The 15,070-nt window shown below is 72.1% G+C and carries 21 protein-coding genes and 2 pseudogenes; 5 read left to right on the top strand and 18 right to left on the bottom strand.

Translation table 11 applies throughout. The features are described 5' to 3' along the window. Positions 1 to 113: 113 nt before the first annotated feature. The 10 genes and pseudogenes from ftsE to CCE02nite_RS05855 form a co-directional block, all read right to left on the bottom strand. Positions 114 to 794: pseudogene (gene ftsE, locus CCE02nite_RS05900) on the bottom strand (cell division ATP-binding protein FtsE); the annotation flags it as partial. A gap of 162 nt (positions 795 to 956) precedes the next feature. Then, a complete protein-coding gene (gene prfB, locus CCE02nite_RS05895; protein ID WP_141388723.1) occupies positions 957 to 2,069 on the bottom strand; it encodes a peptide chain release factor 2 in 1,113 nt (370 codons plus the stop codon). 78 nt (positions 2,070 to 2,147) lie between these two features. Beyond that, positions 2,148 to 3,287 carry a WxL protein peptidoglycan domain-containing protein gene (locus CCE02nite_RS05890; RefSeq protein ID WP_218027034.1) on the bottom strand — a complete coding sequence of 380 codons (1,140 nt, stop codon included), beginning with the start codon at positions 3,285 to 3,287 and terminating at the stop codon, positions 2,148 to 2,150. A 134-nt stretch (positions 3,288 to 3,421) separates the two neighbouring features. After that, positions 3,422 to 4,036, bottom strand: a complete 615-nt coding sequence (locus tag CCE02nite_RS05885) for a hypothetical protein (protein WP_141388722.1) — start codon at positions 4,034 to 4,036, stop codon at positions 3,422 to 3,424. A gap of 189 nt (positions 4,037 to 4,225) precedes the next feature. Then, positions 4,226 to 4,651: a hypothetical protein gene (locus CCE02nite_RS05880; RefSeq protein WP_141388721.1), complete on the bottom strand. Its 426-nt coding sequence runs from the start codon at positions 4,649 to 4,651 to the stop codon at positions 4,226 to 4,228. Between the two features lie 65 nt (positions 4,652 to 4,716). Next, on the bottom strand, positions 4,717 to 5,196 hold the full coding sequence (locus CCE02nite_RS05875) for a TadE/TadG family type IV pilus assembly protein (protein WP_308463682.1): 480 nt from the start codon (positions 5,194 to 5,196) through the stop codon (positions 4,717 to 4,719). Then, positions 5,193 to 5,600 (bottom strand): TadE family protein, encoded by a 408-nt coding sequence (locus CCE02nite_RS05870; protein WP_141388720.1) that lies wholly within the window; start codon positions 5,598 to 5,600, stop codon positions 5,193 to 5,195. The genes CCE02nite_RS05875 and CCE02nite_RS05870 overlap by 4 nt, the downstream gene beginning before the upstream one ends. A 1-nt stretch (position 5,601) precedes the next feature. Beyond that, positions 5,602 to 5,817 (bottom strand): hypothetical protein, encoded by a 216-nt coding sequence (locus tag CCE02nite_RS05865; protein WP_141388719.1) that lies wholly within the window; start codon positions 5,815 to 5,817, stop codon positions 5,602 to 5,604. A 79-nt stretch (positions 5,818 to 5,896) separates the two neighbouring features. Continuing rightward, entirely contained in the window at positions 5,897 to 6,838 is a 942-nt protein-coding gene (locus tag CCE02nite_RS05860) for a type II secretion system F family protein (protein ID WP_141388718.1), read from the bottom strand. Further along, a pseudogene (locus CCE02nite_RS05855) lies at positions 6,835 to 7,062 on the bottom strand (type II secretion system F family protein); the annotation flags it as partial. The pseudogene CCE02nite_RS05855 and the gene CCE02nite_RS05860, both read right to left, overlap by 4 nt. Positions 7,063 to 7,151: 89 nt before the next feature. Between CCE02nite_RS05855 and CCE02nite_RS05850 the strand changes: the two are divergent. From CCE02nite_RS05850 to CCE02nite_RS05830, 5 genes are all read left to right on the top strand, one after another. Next, positions 7,152 to 7,427, top strand: a complete 276-nt coding sequence (locus CCE02nite_RS05850; protein ID WP_141388717.1) for a hypothetical protein — start codon at positions 7,152 to 7,154, stop codon at positions 7,425 to 7,427. Positions 7,428 to 7,482: 55 nt separating this feature from the next. Next, positions 7,483 to 8,466, top strand: coding sequence for a hypothetical protein (locus CCE02nite_RS05845; RefSeq protein WP_141388716.1), 984 nt, complete (start codon positions 7,483 to 7,485; stop codon positions 8,464 to 8,466). 26 nt (positions 8,467 to 8,492) lie between these two features. Further along, entirely contained in the window at positions 8,493 to 8,903 is a 411-nt protein-coding gene (locus CCE02nite_RS05840; RefSeq protein WP_141388715.1) for a hypothetical protein, read from the top strand. Positions 8,904 to 9,001: 98 nt separating this feature from the next. Beyond that, positions 9,002 to 9,199, top strand: a complete 198-nt coding sequence (locus tag CCE02nite_RS05835) for a hypothetical protein (protein ID WP_141388714.1) — start codon at positions 9,002 to 9,004, stop codon at positions 9,197 to 9,199. Positions 9,200 to 9,549: 350 nt separating this feature from the next. Further along, positions 9,550 to 9,825, top strand: coding sequence for a hypothetical protein (locus CCE02nite_RS05830; RefSeq protein WP_141388713.1), 276 nt, complete (start codon positions 9,550 to 9,552; stop codon positions 9,823 to 9,825). Positions 9,826 to 9,922: 97 nt separating this feature from the next. Here CCE02nite_RS05830 and CCE02nite_RS05825 read toward each other — a convergent pair whose 3' ends face one another. The 8 genes from CCE02nite_RS05825 to CCE02nite_RS05790 form a co-directional block, all read right to left on the bottom strand. Next, complete coding sequence (locus tag CCE02nite_RS05825; protein WP_141388712.1) at positions 9,923 to 10,111, bottom strand: hypothetical protein; 189 nt, start codon at positions 10,109 to 10,111, stop codon at positions 9,923 to 9,925. A gap of 203 nt (positions 10,112 to 10,314) precedes the next feature. After that, positions 10,315 to 10,698, bottom strand: a complete 384-nt coding sequence (locus CCE02nite_RS05820; RefSeq protein ID WP_141388711.1) for a hypothetical protein — start codon at positions 10,696 to 10,698, stop codon at positions 10,315 to 10,317. Then, on the bottom strand, positions 10,695 to 10,994 hold the full coding sequence (locus CCE02nite_RS05815; protein ID WP_141388710.1) for a hypothetical protein: 300 nt from the start codon (positions 10,992 to 10,994) through the stop codon (positions 10,695 to 10,697). Before CCE02nite_RS05815 ends, CCE02nite_RS05820 begins: the two co-directional genes overlap by 4 nt. Beyond that, positions 10,991 to 11,233, bottom strand: a complete 243-nt coding sequence (locus CCE02nite_RS05810; protein WP_141388709.1) for a hypothetical protein — start codon at positions 11,231 to 11,233, stop codon at positions 10,991 to 10,993. Before CCE02nite_RS05810 ends, CCE02nite_RS05815 begins: the two co-directional genes overlap by 4 nt. Beyond that, positions 11,230 to 11,451, bottom strand: coding sequence for a hypothetical protein (locus tag CCE02nite_RS05805; protein ID WP_141388708.1), 222 nt, complete (start codon positions 11,449 to 11,451; stop codon positions 11,230 to 11,232). The genes CCE02nite_RS05810 and CCE02nite_RS05805 overlap by 4 nt, the downstream gene beginning before the upstream one ends. A gap of 120 nt (positions 11,452 to 11,571) precedes the next feature. Continuing rightward, positions 11,572 to 11,898, bottom strand: coding sequence for a DUF7169 domain-containing protein (locus CCE02nite_RS05800; protein WP_141388707.1), 327 nt, complete (start codon positions 11,896 to 11,898; stop codon positions 11,572 to 11,574). 291 nt (positions 11,899 to 12,189) lie between these two features. Then, a complete protein-coding gene (locus CCE02nite_RS05795; RefSeq protein ID WP_170227231.1) occupies positions 12,190 to 13,071 on the bottom strand; it encodes a hypothetical protein in 882 nt (293 codons plus the stop codon). 450 nt (positions 13,072 to 13,521) lie between these two features. Then, positions 13,522 to 15,036 carry a recombinase family protein gene (locus CCE02nite_RS05790; protein ID WP_141388705.1) on the bottom strand — a complete coding sequence of 505 codons (1,515 nt, stop codon included), beginning with the start codon at positions 15,034 to 15,036 and terminating at the stop codon, positions 13,522 to 13,524. Positions 15,037 to 15,070: the final 34 nt, after the last annotated feature.

Genomic DNA, 15,070 nt, shown 5'->3' with positions numbered 1-15,070 from the left:
GGGACGGCCGTCGTCGGCGCCGACTCCGGTGCGGTGCCCGTCGAGGGGCCGGTCGTGGTGCCGGTCTCGACGACCGAGGTGGTGCGATCGGGGTCGGGGATCACCTGTCCCCGGGCCCCGTACGCGCCGTGCGCCTGGTCGCGCACGAGCGTGCCGGTGTCGAGCTCGATGACCCGGCGCCTCATCTGGTTGACGATCTCCTCGTCGTGCGTCGCCATGACGACGGTGGTCCCGGTGCGGTTGATGCGGTCGAGCAGGCGCATGATCCCGAGCGACGTGGTGGGGTCGAGGTTCCCGGTGGGCTCGTCGGCGAGCAGGATCGGCGGCCGGTTCACCATGGCGCGCGCGATGGCGACGCGCTGCTGCTCACCGCCGGAGAGCTCGTGCGGGCGACGCTTCTCCTTGCCGGCGAGGCCCACCATCTCCAGCGTCTCGGGCACCGTGATCGCGATCGTGTGGCGCGGCTTGCCGATCACCTGGAGCGCGAACGCGACGTTCTCGAACACCGTCTTGTTCGGCAGGAGGCGGAAGTCCTGGAAGACGACCCCGATCTGGCGGCGCAGCTTGGGCACGTTCCAGCTGGACAGCGATCCGAGGTCGCGGCCCGCGACGAAGACCTTCCCCTTGGTCGGGCGCTCCTCGCGCAGGACGAGGTGCAGGCACGTCGACTTGCCGGAGCCCGACGCGCCGACGAGGAAGACGAACTCGCCGCGGCGAACCTCCATCGACACGTCGTCGACGGCCGGCCTCGCGCCGCGCGCGTAGACCTTGGTGACGTTCTCGAAGCGGATCACAGCGGCACGTTCCTCGGGTCGGGGGTCGATCCGTGGACGAACGAGGTTCGTCGCACGATCCCGAGGGTAGGCACGCGCCTCCGGCCCGGCGGGGCGGACACGCCGCGCCCGGGCGCATCGATCCGTTGCTCGGATCAACCGCCCGGGTGGGCTTGCGCCGGGTCAGGCCTCCTGCTGCGCCCCGCGGCGCCAGCGGATCCCGGCCTCGATGAAGTCGTCGATGTCGCCGTCGAACACCGCGGACGGGTTGCCGACCTCGTGCTCGGTGCGCAGGTCCTTGACCATCTGGTACGGCTGGAGCACGTAGGAGCGCATCTGGTCGCCCCAGCTCGCCTTGATGTCGCCCGCGAGCTCCTTCTTCTTCGCGTTCTCCTCCTCCTGGCGCACGAGCAGCAGGCGGGACTGGAGCACGCGCAGCGCGGCGGCGCGGTTCTGGATCTGCGACTTCTCGTTCTGCATCGACACGACGATGCCGGTGGGGATGTGCGTCATGCGCACCGCGGAGTCGGTCGTGTTGACGGACTGCCCGCCCGGGCCCGAGGACCGGAAGACGTCGACCTTGATCTCCGACTCCGGGATCTCGATCGAGTCCGTCTGCTCGATGAGCGGGATGACCTCGACGGCCGCGAACGACGTCTGGCGCCGGCCCTGGTTGTCGAACGGCGAGATACGCACGAGGCGGTGCGTGCCCGCCTCGACCGAGAGGTGGCCGAACGCGTAGGGCGCCTTGACCTCGAACGTCGCCGACTTGAGCCCCGCCTCCTCGGCGTACGACGTGTCGAGCACGGTGGTCGAGTAGCCGTGACGTTCCGCCCAGCGCAGGTACATGCGCAGGAGCATCTCCGCGAAGTCGGCCGCGTCCACGCCGCCCGCGCCCGCGCGGATCGTCACGACGGCCTCACGGGAGTCGTACTCGCCGGCGAGGAGCGTGCGGACCTCGAGCTGGTCGAGGTCCTTGCGGATCGCCCCGACCTCGGTCTCCGCCTCGACGAGGGTGTCCTCGTCCTCCATCTCCTGGCCCATCTCGACCAAGGTCTCGACGTCGTCGATGCGCTGGCCGAGCTTCCTCACCCGCTCCAGCTCGGACTGCGTCGCGGAGAGCGCCGACGTCACCTTCTGCGCGGCGTCCGGGTCGTCCCACAGGTCGGGGGCCGACGCCTTCTCCGAGAGGTCCGCGATCTTCGCGCGCAGCACCTCCGGGTCGCTCACGCTCTCGATGGACTCGAGCGTGCTGCGCAGCGCCTTGATCTCGGACGGAAAGTCGATGGTGGCCACGAGGTTCAAGGTTACGCGACACCGCGCGCGCTCCGCGCCGTCGGGCCGGGGGCCCCGTGCCCGACGACGCGGCAGCGGTCAGCCCTTCGGCTCGCCCTTCGCGGCGGGCGAGCCCGTGCCCGACGACGCGGGCTCGCTGCCGCTCGCCTGCTGGCGGCCCTCGTCACGCGCCCTCGCGAGCATGGCCTCCAGGCGCTGGCGCCGACGGCGGCGGTCGTCGCGGACGCCGATGATCAGGACCACGACGATCGCGATCAGCAGGAGCTGCGGCCACGGGACGGCCCAGGTCGTCACGGTGACCGTGACCGGCTCGAGCGGCGCGTCGACCTGGTCGTCGTCCACCGTCGTCGGCGTCACGGTGATCGTCGAGCGGACCGGTCCCAGCGGCCACACGTCCGACGTCTCGACACGCGAGCGCTGAGAGCCGCCGGGCAGGACCTCGGGGACGGTCGTGGCCGCGCGGTCCGTGGACACCGCACCGAAGAGTCCGCTCGTCGTGACGTCACCCTCGGCGCCGAGACGCACGTTGCCGTCGTTCACCACGTCGTAGGAGACCGTCAGGTCGCCCGCCGCGAACGGGTTCCAGGAGGGTGCGTACGAGGCCTTGACGTTCTCGACCGACAGGACCGGCTGGACCTCTCCCGTGACGCGCGTGGAGACACGGAAGCCGACGCGGCTCTCCACGCCGACGCTCGTCCCGCCTTCGCCCACGTCGGTGCTCTTCACCGTCGCGGCGATGCCGGCGACGTGGTCGCCGGGCGTGGCGTTGTCCGGCACGGTCACGGTGAACGGCACGACGACCGTCTCGTCGGGCGGCACCTCGACCGAGTCCTGGACCTCGACCCAGGTACCGGCGCCCGTCGACTCCCGGTCGGACGGCAGCATGTTGAACCTGCCCTTGGGATTGATGTACCCGTCCGCCGCCTGGATCGAGAACGTCACGGCGACGTCGCTGAAGTTCGACACGGCCAGGTTCTCGGACGCCGACGCCCCTGGGTCGAGGACGAGCTCGACGCGGGTCCGTCCGTCCGGACCGTTCGCGTCGGCGGGCTTGACGCCCCAGGTGATGACGTCGTCGGTGTCGAAGGGCAGCGCGCCGCCGCTCGCCGCGGACGCCGGCAACGCGGGCGCGAGGGCTGCGACGAGGGCCGCTGCTGCCCCGACGGCCCATCGGGCCAGGCGGCGCGGTCGGGGGCTCAGGTGTGGTGCAGGGTTCACGCAGGTGCTCTCTCCGTACGACGGCGGGCCGCCCACCCGGTCCGACGTGGTGTCGGACGAGCGGAGCGGCCCGCCGTGGACTGCTCGGTCGACGGTCGACCAGGGCCGACCGTCAGGTCACGAGGACCGGGTGCTCAGTCCTCGAAGAGGGAGAGCGTGATCGTCGAGGAGTAGGCGCCGGCGGCGACGTCCTCGGCGGTGCGGAGCGTGAGGCCCGCGTTCGCGGTCCAGGAGCCCTCGGGGTTGACCTCGGCCGAGTCGAAGGCCGACACGAGGAGGTCCTGCTCGGCGAGGCCCTCGCCACCCTCGAGCTCGGGGTCGACGCCCTCGCCGGCCTCGACGAGGCCGCTCTCGCTCTCGCTGACGAGCGACGGCGCCCAGCCGAGGTTCGACGCCGCGATCGTGCCGGCGTCGCCGGTGAAGTCCGAGGCGCTGCCCACGACGTACCAGTACGCACCCTCGGCGACCTCGGTGCGCGTGTCGGTGACCGTGACGTCGGGCAGGGTGCCCGTGAACTCACGGGTGCCCTCGACGGTCGAGTCCTGCTCGGTGAGCGTGGTCGCGTTCGAGGCGACCGAGAGGGCGAGGTTGCCCGGCTCGACGTTCGACTCGATCTCGACCGAGACGTCGACACCCTGGTCGTCGCCCACCTGGTCTGCGGAGGCAGCGGACGCGAGGGCGACCGTGCCGATGAGCATCGCACCGAGGGCACCCCCGGCGACGAGCTTCTTCGTTGCTCGTGCGTTCATGTTGTAGCTCTCCATCGTTGGAGTTGTTGTCGGACCGGATCACCATAGCGGCGAACCTGGGGTTTTGACAGGTCCCAACCAGAAGTGGCCATCCAAAGTTAAGAAAGTGAACAAAGGCGCGGGAGCATGCTCACGCGTCGTTGCGAACCGTCCCTTCCTGGATGCTCGTCGTCGAACAGCAACAGGTGCTCACCACGCTCTGGCACGTGACTCTGCACGCACGATGATGCCATCACTCCACGCCTGGGTCACCCAGCCGATCATCGCGGGTCGCGCCCGCGCGGCCAGACCCACCGTCGCGGTGCGCCCGTCCGCGGTCGACGCCTCGGTCACGACGACGTCGTGCAAGCCGTCGAGCGCGTCAGGATTCCGCGCGAGGTAGTCCTGGACGTCCGACCGGATCGAGGACTCCGTGAGGGTCAGGACGCCGCTCTCGACCGGTGCGGTCGCGGCGCCCGTGTAGAACGACTCGGGTGCCATCGAGTCCGCTGCAGTGAGCGCGAGCGCGTCCGCCAGCTCGTAGAGCCGCTTGCGCTCGAGGTGCACCTGCGTCGCGCTCACCACGACTGTGACCAGCAGCAGCGCGAACGCGACGAAGGCCGTGGTGAGGAGCATGATCCGGCCGTCCTCCGACCCGTCCGACGGAACCCTCCGTCGCGACGGGTCGCGACTCGCGCGCGTCACGGCCGCCTCGCGGCGTACTCGTCGACGGACGCGACGTGCCGTGCCTCGACCGGGACCGCGAGAGGCACCGCTGCACGGACGAACTGCGGGACGAGCGGCAGCGGCACCTCGAACTTCACCCGTACGACCACCTCTGCCCCGGGTTCGAGACAGGGCGTGGCGGAGCACGAGATCGTCAGCACGTCGGCACCGGGCCGAAAGCCCTGGTCGTCGAGCGCGAGCCTGACGGCCGCCTCGGCGAGCCGCGCGCCGTCGTCCGCGGACGGCGCGGTGACGAACGCCCGAGCAGCCTCCCGGGAGGCACCCTCGACCGCGAACGTGGCCGCCTGGAGCCGCCCGGCCGTCAGCACGAGGTACATCACCGGAAGCAGCAGCACGAGCGCAACACCCAGGAACTCCACGACCGCACTCCCCCGCTCCGCCCGCTGCGCGCCCCCGGTGAGCCGGGCGAGCAGGGCCCGCAGCAGACGGATCACGGCGCCTCCTCGAGCGCGTGCCCGTCGACCGTCACCACACCCGCGGGACCGAGAAGGCCCACGACGGGGAGCGGCGCCGCGACCGTGACCTCGACGACCGGGAGGCCGTCGACGACCGTCTGTCGCGCCACGACGTCCTGCGCATAGCGCGGCGAGAGCGCGGCCGTGATCAGCTCTCGCGTCCGGACGGCCCCGTCCTGCGGGCCGCGGTCGGCGCGGCCGGCGACCCGAGCGCCCTCGGCGGCACAGTCGACCAGCGTCGCCCGCACGTGGACCGCGAGCGCCACCTGGAGAACACCGAGGAACAGCACGATCACCAGGACGGACACGAGGGTGAAGTCCACGACCGCCGATCCGCGCTCGGAGGCGTCGGAGGCCGTGCCGGGAGCGTCGTCGTGCGCCACCTCAGGGCGCGCCCACGCTCGAGATCGCGTTGCTGAAGGCCTGGGTCAGCGCAGGACCGGCGACCGCCCACAACGCGATGACGAGGCCCGCCGTCATCAGCGTGATGAGCACCCACCCCGGGACGTCGCCCCGTTCCGCGTCTCCGCGCACCAGCCGTCCCAGCGCCTCGCGCGCTGCGCGCCGTGCACCCTGTGTCCTGCGAGTCCACCCCTGCATCGTTCCCCCTCGTTCTCGGTCGTCGGTCGTGTCGTTCTCGGGCTGTGCGGATGCCGAGCGCACCCCGGGAGCCCCCCGCTCAGAATCCGATCCGCAGCGTCGCGAGCGACGGAAATACGGCGAAGACCACCGTCACGGGGAGGATGAGGAAGACGACCGGGATCATCATCGCGACCTCCTTCTTGCCGCCCGCCTCCATCAGTGCGCGGCGCCCGGACTCGCGTACGTCCTGCGCCTGGGCGCGCAGCACGTCGGCGAGCGGGGTCCCACGCTCGACGGCGACCGCGACCCCCTCCGCGAACCGGGTGAGGCTCGGCAGACCCGTCCGGTCGGCGAGCTGCTCGAGCGCCCGCGCGAGCGACGTTCCGGCGCGCACCGACGCCAGGGTCGCGCGCAGCTCGCTCGAGAGCTCCCCCCGGGCCGCCGTCGCGACCCGCTCGAGCGCCGCGACAGGGCCCTCGCCGGCGTTCACCGCGAGGGCGAGCAGCTCGGCGACGGTCGGGAACTCCGCGAGCATGCGTTGCTCCCGGCGTCGTACCGCGCGGGTCAGGGCGTGGTCGCAGGCAAGGATTCCTCCCACCCCGCACAGCAGTGCGAGGAGCACCAGCAGCACGACGGACGAGCCCCGCGTCGCGGCGAGGACGATCGCCGACAGCGTGCCCAGGGCGAGCCCGACGACGCCCCACACGAGCTGGCGGGCACGGAACTGCTCGACGCTCTGACGGCTGCCCGCGCGCTCGATCCGTCGGCGGACGTCGGCGGACGTGGAGCCGAGCCGCTCGAGCGCCCGGCCTGCGTCGGCGAGCACCGGCTTGACCAGGCGCTCGACCGTCGGGAACGGCGTCCAGGTCGGCTGGTCGCGGAGCAGCACCGACGTCCTGTCGTGGGTGCGCAGGTAGGGCGCGAGGCGCTCGTCGAGCCGGATCGCACGACCGCGGACACCCGCCGCGACGAGCAGGACACCCACCCCGCCGAGCGCCCCGATCGCGGCACCCGTCAGCGACACGTCGAGCACGTTCATCGGAGCACCCTCTCCTCCTCGGGCAGGCGCCCGATCCGCAGCATGAGCTGGTACGCCGCCGCGGAGCAGGCGGCTCCGACGCCGAGGACGAGCGCCCCCGTCAGCGAGTTGTAGGCAGTCGCGGTCTCGGGCCGCGACGCCAGGAATCCGAGCACCACCCAGGGGCCCGCGACGGCGAGCCGCGCGCCGTTCACCGTCCAGGACTGGCGCGCCTCGAGCTCGCCTCATGAGAGGAGAGGACGGTCGACGGGGAAGCCCCCGCGGAGGCGGCAACCTCCCGGGGGCGCGGACAGAGCCTTATAGGAGGCCCGTCGTGCCCAACTCTACCCACTCCACGCCCGCCGAGACCGTCGCCGTCGTGATCGATGCCGCCACGGGCGGCACGCTCGCCGAGGTCGCGCTCTCGGCCGCCGTCGACGAGGCTGTCGCGCTGGCGAACGCCGGAAGCGGCCCGCGGGCGGGCCTCACCCTCGCCGAGGCCGTCGCGGTGGCCCTCGACGTCCACCTCGGCGACCTCGACGACGAGACCTTCGCGGCCGTCGTCGACGACGTCGTCGACGCCGTCACCCGCCACTCGGCCCGCGCCTGACGAAGCCGATCGAGACCCTCCCCCGATGTCGGGGAGGGTCTCCTCGGCGTGCCCCATGCGGCGCACAGATACCGCGCCCCGACGTCGTCGGCCCGCGGTCAAGATCGAGACGGCTCCCGGCGCCTACGCGACGGTTCCCGTCTGGCAGACGCGCGAGGCGTTCCTAGCGTCCGTCGAGGAGGCGGGTGCCGCGTTCCGTTCCGACCGTCGCCGGTCGCTCCGCGCGGTCGCCGAGGCTCTCGCGGGCTACGCCGAGCACCGCACGGGCCGCGACGTCGCGGTCTCCGTCGAGCGCCTGGCGCGCGTCGCGGGCGTCGTCGCGCGCACGGTCTACCGCCGCCTCGCCGACCTGCGCGACGCCGGGCTCCTCGTCACGGTCGACGGCGGGCGTCACCTCACGCGCGCCGAGCGGGAGCGCACCGGCCGCTTCCGGAAGGCGAGCACGCGCGCTCTCACCCATGCGCCCCGTGAAGTGTCACCCCACCCGGAGACCGAAGGTCTCACGGGTAATCTCACCTCTCCCTCGATCACCAACGCCCGCACGCGGGCGGCGAAGAAGACGACCTCGAACTCGAAGACCGACCGGAAGCCCCGGACGCTCCGCGTCCAGCGGCTCGCGGCAGCGGTCGACCGTCGGCTTCCGTACCTGACGAGGGGCCGCCACGTCGGAAACCTGGCGAACGTGCTCCAGGCGGTAGGCGTCGAGGAGTGGTCCGCGAGCGACGTCGTCGGCGCCGTGGACGCCTGGCACGCCCAGAACGGCCGGGCGACGCTCGCGACGGCGGCGCGCGACTCGCTCGCGTGGTTCGCCTGGGCTCTCCGTGAGGCTCGCGGGAGCGGCCAGGAGAGTCGTACGGCGGCGGCTCGGGCCGCCCAGGAGGCCGTGAGGCTCCGGGCCGCGGAGAGGGCCGCCCAGCACGCCGAGGAGGACGCTCGCGCGGCGGCGCTGGACGCCCCCGAGGTCGCCGGGGCGCGGCTCTCGATCCGCGAGACTCTCGCGGCGGCGAAGGCCGCCCGGACCTACGCGGCGACGGCCTGAGCGGGCGAGGGCTACCCTGCCATGGCATGACATACGTTCGTGACGACGAGGAATCCGTCCGCAATCTGTACGCGACTCTCGACACCGCGGTCCTCCTGGCACTGGTGCCGGTCCTCGCCGATCGGATCGGCGAGACGAAGACTGCGCTTGAGAATTACTCCCGTATGAAGGAGACGGCCCGCGAGCATCAGGTCGCGGTCCGCGAGAACGTGAACGAAGCCCTCGCCGCACTGTGGAACCAGGGTCCGAGCCCTGAGGAGTTCGCATCTCTGGCGCAAGAATTCCGCGAGGCGCTGGATCAGGTCGAACCGTCGGAGGACGGTCTAACCCTGGAGTTGGCTACCCATGCGTTCGATCTGCACAGGAGGAAGCGAACGGCTCTCGAAGTGCTGGAGCAGAGAGGCATACTGCCTTCCTGGCTCACCATGGAACCGTAGCCGCCGCGGCGAAGGGCCGTCCCCGGCCCTTGTGAGGATCGGGGCGTTCGCGCAGCAGGGGCGCCGACTCCGCTTCCGCGGCCGTGTACGGTCCCGGCATGGATTGGAAGCAGACAACGGCCAGCGAGTGGACCGCCGTCGAGAGCGGCGTCCTCTTCACGATCCGGACGCGGTCGGATGGGTACTCCCTCACCCGTGAGGCTCCCGGCGAACGGCTGCACGAGACAGGGGTTCACAAGTCGGTGGAGGAGGCCCAGAAGGCGGCCGACCGCTGGGTCGTGAGCGGCGACTCCTGAAGCACAGAAACGGCCCCCGGCCGCCCTCGTCGCCGAGGGTGACCGGGGGCCGTTGTGAGTCAGTAGAGCGCCGAGGACGAAGACGAAAGCCCGAAGTCTCCCAGAGGAGCGCTTCGGGCTTTCGGATATCCACAGCGTCGGCGTGTCGCCCTTGGTGGGGTGTCAGTGGGTCGTGCGAAGATTGACACGGCGCAAGCAACACCCACCGTGGGTGAGGCCGAAGCCCTCACGGTGGTTGCGTTGTGGATGTGCTTGGTAGGCGCTCTCAATCTAACTCCGGTAGGGGCGGATCGCGAAATATCGCGACCCGCATGTTCGGTCTGAGTATTTGCGCCGGATGGAGTTAGAACATGACGGCGATCCTCGTCACGTACGACCTGAACACGCCCGGCCAGGACTACAGCACGCTGCACAAGGCGATCAAGGAGGCCGGGTCCTCCTGGTGGCACTACCTCGACTCCACGTGGATCGTGAGCGGGTACGGGCTCACCGCGGCCGACGTCAGCGCGGCTCTGCTCCCCCACATGGACAAGAACGACAACCTCCTCGTCCTGAACATCTCTGGAGACACCTACTCCGGCTGGCTCTCGCAGGACGCGTGGGACTGGATCAAGAAGTCGGTGTGACGGTCCTGAAGTAACCAACGACGAAGCCCTCACGACCTGCGAGACCAGGGAGTGAGGGCTTCGTCGTCGACGTACCGCCGATGTAGCGATCGGCGCCCTAGGACGAGGAGGCGCGGTGCCGGGCCTGGCGGTCGCGGGCGAGGCGCCGACGGCGGGCGGTGCGGCAGTCGTCGGAGCACGTGACGGCCGACGGCGGCGCCCATCGGTCGATCGTTCCGCCGCACTCGTGGCAGACGTCGCCGTAGTCCGGGACGGGTACAGGGACGCCGGGGGCGTAGTCGGTCACGGGGCTCCTCGGGGGGTTCGGGCTCGTAGGGGGCCGGATGTCACGCTGCGACCCTGGAATCCGCGCGCACAGGCTTCTGCTATGCCGCACCGGGCTGGCGCGGCCCCGGGGGGAGGGAGGCGCCCCCCAGGTGTCCGGTCGCGCGCGATCGGGTCGCGGGACCGGCCACCCGGGATACCCCCTCGGCTGGGGCTGGCGGAGGGCTAGGCGTAGGCGGAGGGGGTGCGCACGGTGCCGACGACGGGGCCGCGGTGGCCGCTCTCGGCGCGGCGCACGAGCGCGACCTCGGCGGCCGTGAGGTAGACGCCGGAGGCGACGTCGACCGTCGCGCCGTACTCGCCGAGGTTCTCGGAGCGGTAGCCCTGGGGGTTCTCGTACTCGCGGCGTGCGGCCTTGAGGATCACGGTCGTTACGACGTGGGGAGCGTCCTCGATCCATCGCGCCGCGGTGGCTGGGCGCACCTCGGCGAGGGCGAGGGTGGTCGCGTCGTCGAGCGCGGACTCGGCGCGGGAGGCGTCGACCCCGTCGAGGGTCTCGACGCCGAGACGGCGGCACAGCGCCGAGAGTGCGGGCGGGAGGGGGCTCACGCGCCGGGCTCCTTGTCGGACAGGAGCGGGCCGAGGTGGGTCGTCGCGGCGACCAGGAGGGAGCCCCACTCGCGGCGGGTGGCGGTGGAGTGCTCCAGGGAGACGGCGAGCGCGTCGTCGAGGTGAGAGCCGCCCAGGGCCGCGAGGGTCAGGAGCGAGGTGCCCAGGCGGACGAGGGTCTCCTCGCTCGCGCCGTCGGCGATCGTCGGGGCGAGCGTGCGGACCGCGGCGACGTAGGCGGCGACACGGCGCCGGTACTCGCGGCGAGTGCGGCGCGGGGTGCGGGTGCGGTTCACGGGGCGGGCTCCGGAGTGGGTTCGGGGGCGGGCAGCACGACGCCGGGCGCGGTGCGTCGGACGCGGGTCGACTTGCGCGCGAGCACGGCGGAAAGGAGCGGGTGCTCGGCGGGCAGACAGACGCGGGCGGGGACGCCGTGGTCGGTCAGGACGGAGACCTCGACGTGGCCGGGTGGGACGTCGGGTTCGGGCTCGGGTAGTGCGCGGTCGTCGACCGGGTCGAGGATGCGAGCGCTCATCGGCCGGCCTCGGCGTCGCGGGCGGTCTCGACGCGCGCGGTCTCGGCGACCTCGGGGTTCGCGGTGGCCCACGGGGCCGCGCGGAGCGCGTGGAGGGTCGCGCGGGAGTGCGCGAGGGCTCGGGGCGTTCCGGTGGCGCGCTCGGCGAGGTAGCGGCGGGTGAACGCGGCGAGGTGGGCGGCGGCGGTCGGTGCGGTGGTGCGGGTTCGGTGGCGCATGAGGGCTCCTCGGGAGGGCGTCGGCGGGGTGCCGACGGTGGCGGTGGAGGAGTCGTGCGCGTCCCGGTTTGTCGTTGCCGGGCGTCTCGCGAGACGTCGAGCGGCAATTAGCTGGTGCGTTTACACGTCCTCGCCGTGCCAGGCCGCGAGGGCGGCGTCGACCTCTCGCTCGGCGGCGCGCACGGCCTCCAGCGCGCGCGTCAGGGCGTGGCCGCCGCGTCGTGCCGCCGCGCGCACGCCGAGACGGGGAGTGTCGAGCGCGACGGCAGCCGTCGGGTCGGAGGTCGTGCCCTTCACGCCTCGCCCTGGGACGTCCTCGCGCGTCACGATGCGCCGCGGGGACGGGGACCACTGCACGGCGCGGGCCTCGTCAAGGCGGAGCGCGAGCGAGCGCGAGGAGAGCACAAGGTCGCCCAGCGTGGCGCGGGTGTTGTCGACGGAGGTCATGGGGAGTCCCTTCGGGCGGAGGACGGAAGACGAGAAAAGGCCCCGGCGCTCCTCGGCGCCAGGAGAGCCGGGGAGCGCCGGGGCCTCGGGCCGCACGACGTCGGGGTCGAAAGGAGCCCGGAAAGGCCCCCGACGCTGGGCGGCTGGGACGCGCAAGCCGGACGCGTCCCGGGTGGGACACCGACCGTGCGGCGGTCGGCGGAGCGCGAGACGCGCTCTGTCCCGTCCCGTCTCGTCTCGTCTCACCGGTTCACCAACGGTGGGACGAGACCGGGACGGAATGGTGAGACGTCAGGCCGCGGTGAAGCGCACCGCGGCGCCGCCCTCGACGAGGTTCACGGTGCCGGTCTCGGGGTCGAGCACGGGCAGCGGGAGTGCCTTCGCGCCGACGTACGCGGAGACCAGGGCGGTGCTCGCCGCGATCGAGCCGTCGAAGGTCTCGACGTAGCGCAGGCCGAATCCGGCGTCCTCGTCCTTCACGGATGCGCCGGAGGCGACACCGTCCGGAACCTCGGGGGCGCGCACGGCGAGCGTGAAGGCGCGCTTCGGTGCGGCGACGACGACGTCGGCGGGGTTGGTCATGCGGTCGGTCTCGATGATCCGGACGCGCCGGATCGAGTCGCCGTTCTCCAGGAGGCCGGAGTCGAGCGCGGCGGCGTAGGCATCGACGCCGAGGAAGGCAACGATTTCGTCGGCCGTCTGCACGCCGTTGCCGCGCAGGATCGAGCGCGCCGCGGTGATCGCCTTGGCGAGGTTGCCGCCGTCGGCGTACGTCACGGTGTCATTGAGCGTGACCGCGTTGACGAGCCCGGCGACCTGGGCCTCGCAGGTGTCGGCGACGCTCGTCACGAGAGGCGCGATCACCTGGCGCGTGAAGTCGGTGATACCGAGGTCGCGCTCGGCCGTGCCGAGGACGGCCCGCGAGTGCGCCTCGCGGAGCGTGACGTCGATGGTCTTCTCGTCGAGGTTGCTCGCCGGGATGGTGGAGAGGTCGTTCGCGTCGCGGAGCGTCGTCTTCGCGCCGCCCGGCACGCGAACCTTCGCAACGTGACCGGACCCGGGCCTGTACTCGCTCTCGACATCTCGGTAGACCTCGCCGGAGAGCACGAAGCCCTTCACGGCGTACTTGACGGCGACCTGGGCGACCAGGGTCGGTGTAAACGTATTGGGCAAGGGGAACTCCAGTGGTTCGTGAGAGGGCTACTGAGACCCGAGCGAGCGCGTCGACGTTGACGGGGCTCGCCCGGACGCCGAGCGCGAGCGGCTCGGCGAGGGCAGCGCGGCGCCGCCCGACCGTCGCCGGGCGGGCGCGCGAGCCCTCTACTGGAGAAGTCGTGCGTGGAAAACCGCGGTGTTGCCTCGCGCGGAGCGTGGATCGCCGAGGGGGCGCGTGGGGCGCTAGAACCCTCCCCCTCCTGTTCCCTCTCTAAGGAAGGAAGACTCTTGAGAGAGAACTAGAGGGGGGCGCCTCTCGCGCCCCATCCACCCCCCTCCGGCGTCACCCCGGCGTCGAACGCGCACGCGCCGCTCTCCCAGCCGCACGAAGCACGGCAGTACGACGAGAGCCCCGCCCCGCGGAACGTCCGCGGGCGAGGCTCTCGTGAATTGCTGGAGGGGTGGGCGCTACTCAGCGGCGGCGCCGGAAGCGGCGAGGACGCGCGCCGGGACGTGCCGAGACTCTCCTCCCGCGTCGTTGACTGTCGGCTCGTCGGGGTGCCACACGACGACGAGACGGTCCGCAACCGGACGGCGGTGATACCCGCGGCCGATCGGACGCACGACGACGTGGTCAAGGGCACGGCCGAGAAGCGCACGCCGGGCGAGGACGTCGGCCGATTCCCACTCCTCCCCCACCGTCCGGCCCGTCGGCTCCTCCCGCACCCGAGGGGTAGCGGCGGCCTTGCCGAGGTCGTCGACGAGGGCGCGGAGCGTCGCACGCCGCGTGAGGAGCGCGAGCGTCTCGTCGTCGTCGGCGTCCCGCAACCGTCGCGCGAGGTCGTCGAGGGCGGCGTTCGCCGCCGCGAGGCGGTCCACGGCCTCGGCGTCCCCAGCCGCCACGACGCGAGTCGCCGGGAGTCGCCCAACCGCGCGGAGGAACTGCCCGACGACCTCCTCCTCGACGCGCTCCGCGAGGACGCTCCCGCCCGTCGCGCACGGCTTCGCGTTCGCCTTCGCCTTGCAGACGTACGTGGGGCCTGCCTTGTACGTCTGGAGCGCGAGCGGGCGGTTGCACGTCTCGCAGTAGAGGAAGCCGCTCAGGAGCCGCGAGGCGCGCTTCCTGGCGGGCCGACGGCTCCCGGCGACGCGCTCGGCGTTCTCGTCGAGGACGGCACGCACGGTGCGCCAAGTCGCCGGAGGGAGCGCGGCGGGCCACGGCGTGGCGGGGAGGCCGTCTTCGCCGAGGACGGGCGCGCCACGGTGCGTCAGGCGCCCAACGGTCGCGTCGTTCCGGAGGATGCGCGCGACCGTTGACGCCGCCCATGTGCCGCGTCGGCGAGCGATGCCCCGACGGTTGAAGTCCAGGGCGATCGACGTCAAGGCCTCACCGCCGAGGACTCGGTCGGCCATCTCGTGAATAACGGCGACCTCGTCCGCCTTGAGCACGAGCGCGCGCCCCTTCCCCTCGGGGTGCGGGACGCTCTCGTAGCCGTACGGGGGCGGGGCGCCGCCCCAACGTAGGGCTTGAGCCTTCGCAGCGCGGGAGTCGCGCACGCGGTCCGCGATTGCAGCCGCCTCCATTTCGGCGAACGCCGCGAGGATCGTCGCGACGAAACGCCCGGCCGCCGTCGAGAGGTCGAGGGACTCGGCGACCGACGCGAGCGTCGCGCCGCGCGTCTCGGCCTCCTCCGCGAACGTGCGGAAGTCGATCACGTTTCGCGCGAGCCGGTCCAACTTTGCGAACACGACGACGTCGACCGACGGCAGAAGCGCGCGGACCCGTGAGAGGCCCGGCCGGTCGAGCCGGAGGCCCTTGTCGGAGCCCGACACGTCGAGGTCGCGCACGACCTCGACGACGTCCCAGCCCTTCGCCGTGCAGTAGGCCCGGCACTTCTCCTCTTGGGTCTCTGGCGAGAGCGTGGGGTCGGCGTCGCCGCGGAAGTCGGAGAGTCGCACGTAGACGACGGCACGTTTCGGCATGGCGACATGCTACGGTGACGACCGTCATCCCGTC

Origin of the sequence: Cellulosimicrobium cellulans, assembly GCF_006539945.1 — a bacterium.
GTDB lineage: Bacteria > Actinomycetota > Actinomycetes > Actinomycetales > Cellulomonadaceae > Cellulosimicrobium > Cellulosimicrobium cellulans.
The sequence above is the reverse complement of the archived record's forward strand: the minus strand, read 5'-3'. Positions and strand labels throughout refer to the sequence as shown.

What these genes read in the sequence shown, in the direction of transcription:
- CCE02nite_RS05845 (WP_141388716.1), top strand. Translation starts at nt 7,483, where the DNA reads ATGCGGCGCACAGATACCGCGCCCCGACGTCGTCGGCCCGCGGTCAAG.
- CCE02nite_RS05860 (WP_141388718.1), bottom strand. Translation starts at nt 6,838, where the DNA reads ATGAACGTGCTCGACGTGTCGCTGACGGGTGCCGCGATCGGGGCGCTC.
- CCE02nite_RS05810 (WP_141388709.1), bottom strand. Translation starts at nt 11,233, where the DNA reads ATGAGCGCTCGCATCCTCGACCCGGTCGACGACCGCGCACTACCCGAG.
- CCE02nite_RS05830 (WP_141388713.1), top strand. Translation starts at nt 9,550, where the DNA reads ATGACGGCGATCCTCGTCACGTACGACCTGAACACGCCCGGCCAGGAC.
- CCE02nite_RS05790 (WP_141388705.1), bottom strand. Translation starts at nt 15,036, where the DNA reads ATGCCGAAACGTGCCGTCGTCTACGTGCGACTCTCCGACTTCCGCGGC.
- CCE02nite_RS05840 (WP_141388715.1), top strand. Translation starts at nt 8,493, where the DNA reads ATGACATACGTTCGTGACGACGAGGAATCCGTCCGCAATCTGTACGCG.
- CCE02nite_RS05800 (WP_141388707.1), bottom strand. Translation starts at nt 11,898, where the DNA reads ATGACCTCCGTCGACAACACCCGCGCCACGCTGGGCGACCTTGTGCTC.
- CCE02nite_RS05835 (WP_141388714.1), top strand. Translation starts at nt 9,002, where the DNA reads ATGGATTGGAAGCAGACAACGGCCAGCGAGTGGACCGCCGTCGAGAGC.
- CCE02nite_RS05885 (WP_141388722.1), bottom strand. Translation starts at nt 4,036, where the DNA reads ATGAACGCACGAGCAACGAAGAAGCTCGTCGCCGGGGGTGCCCTCGGT.
- CCE02nite_RS05880 (WP_141388721.1), bottom strand. Translation starts at nt 4,651, where the DNA reads ATGCTCCTCACCACGGCCTTCGTCGCGTTCGCGCTGCTGCTGGTCACA.
- CCE02nite_RS05865 (WP_141388719.1), bottom strand. Translation starts at nt 5,817, where the DNA reads ATGCAGGGGTGGACTCGCAGGACACAGGGTGCACGGCGCGCAGCGCGC.
- CCE02nite_RS05805 (WP_141388708.1), bottom strand. Translation starts at nt 11,451, where the DNA reads ATGCGCCACCGAACCCGCACCACCGCACCGACCGCCGCCGCCCACCTC.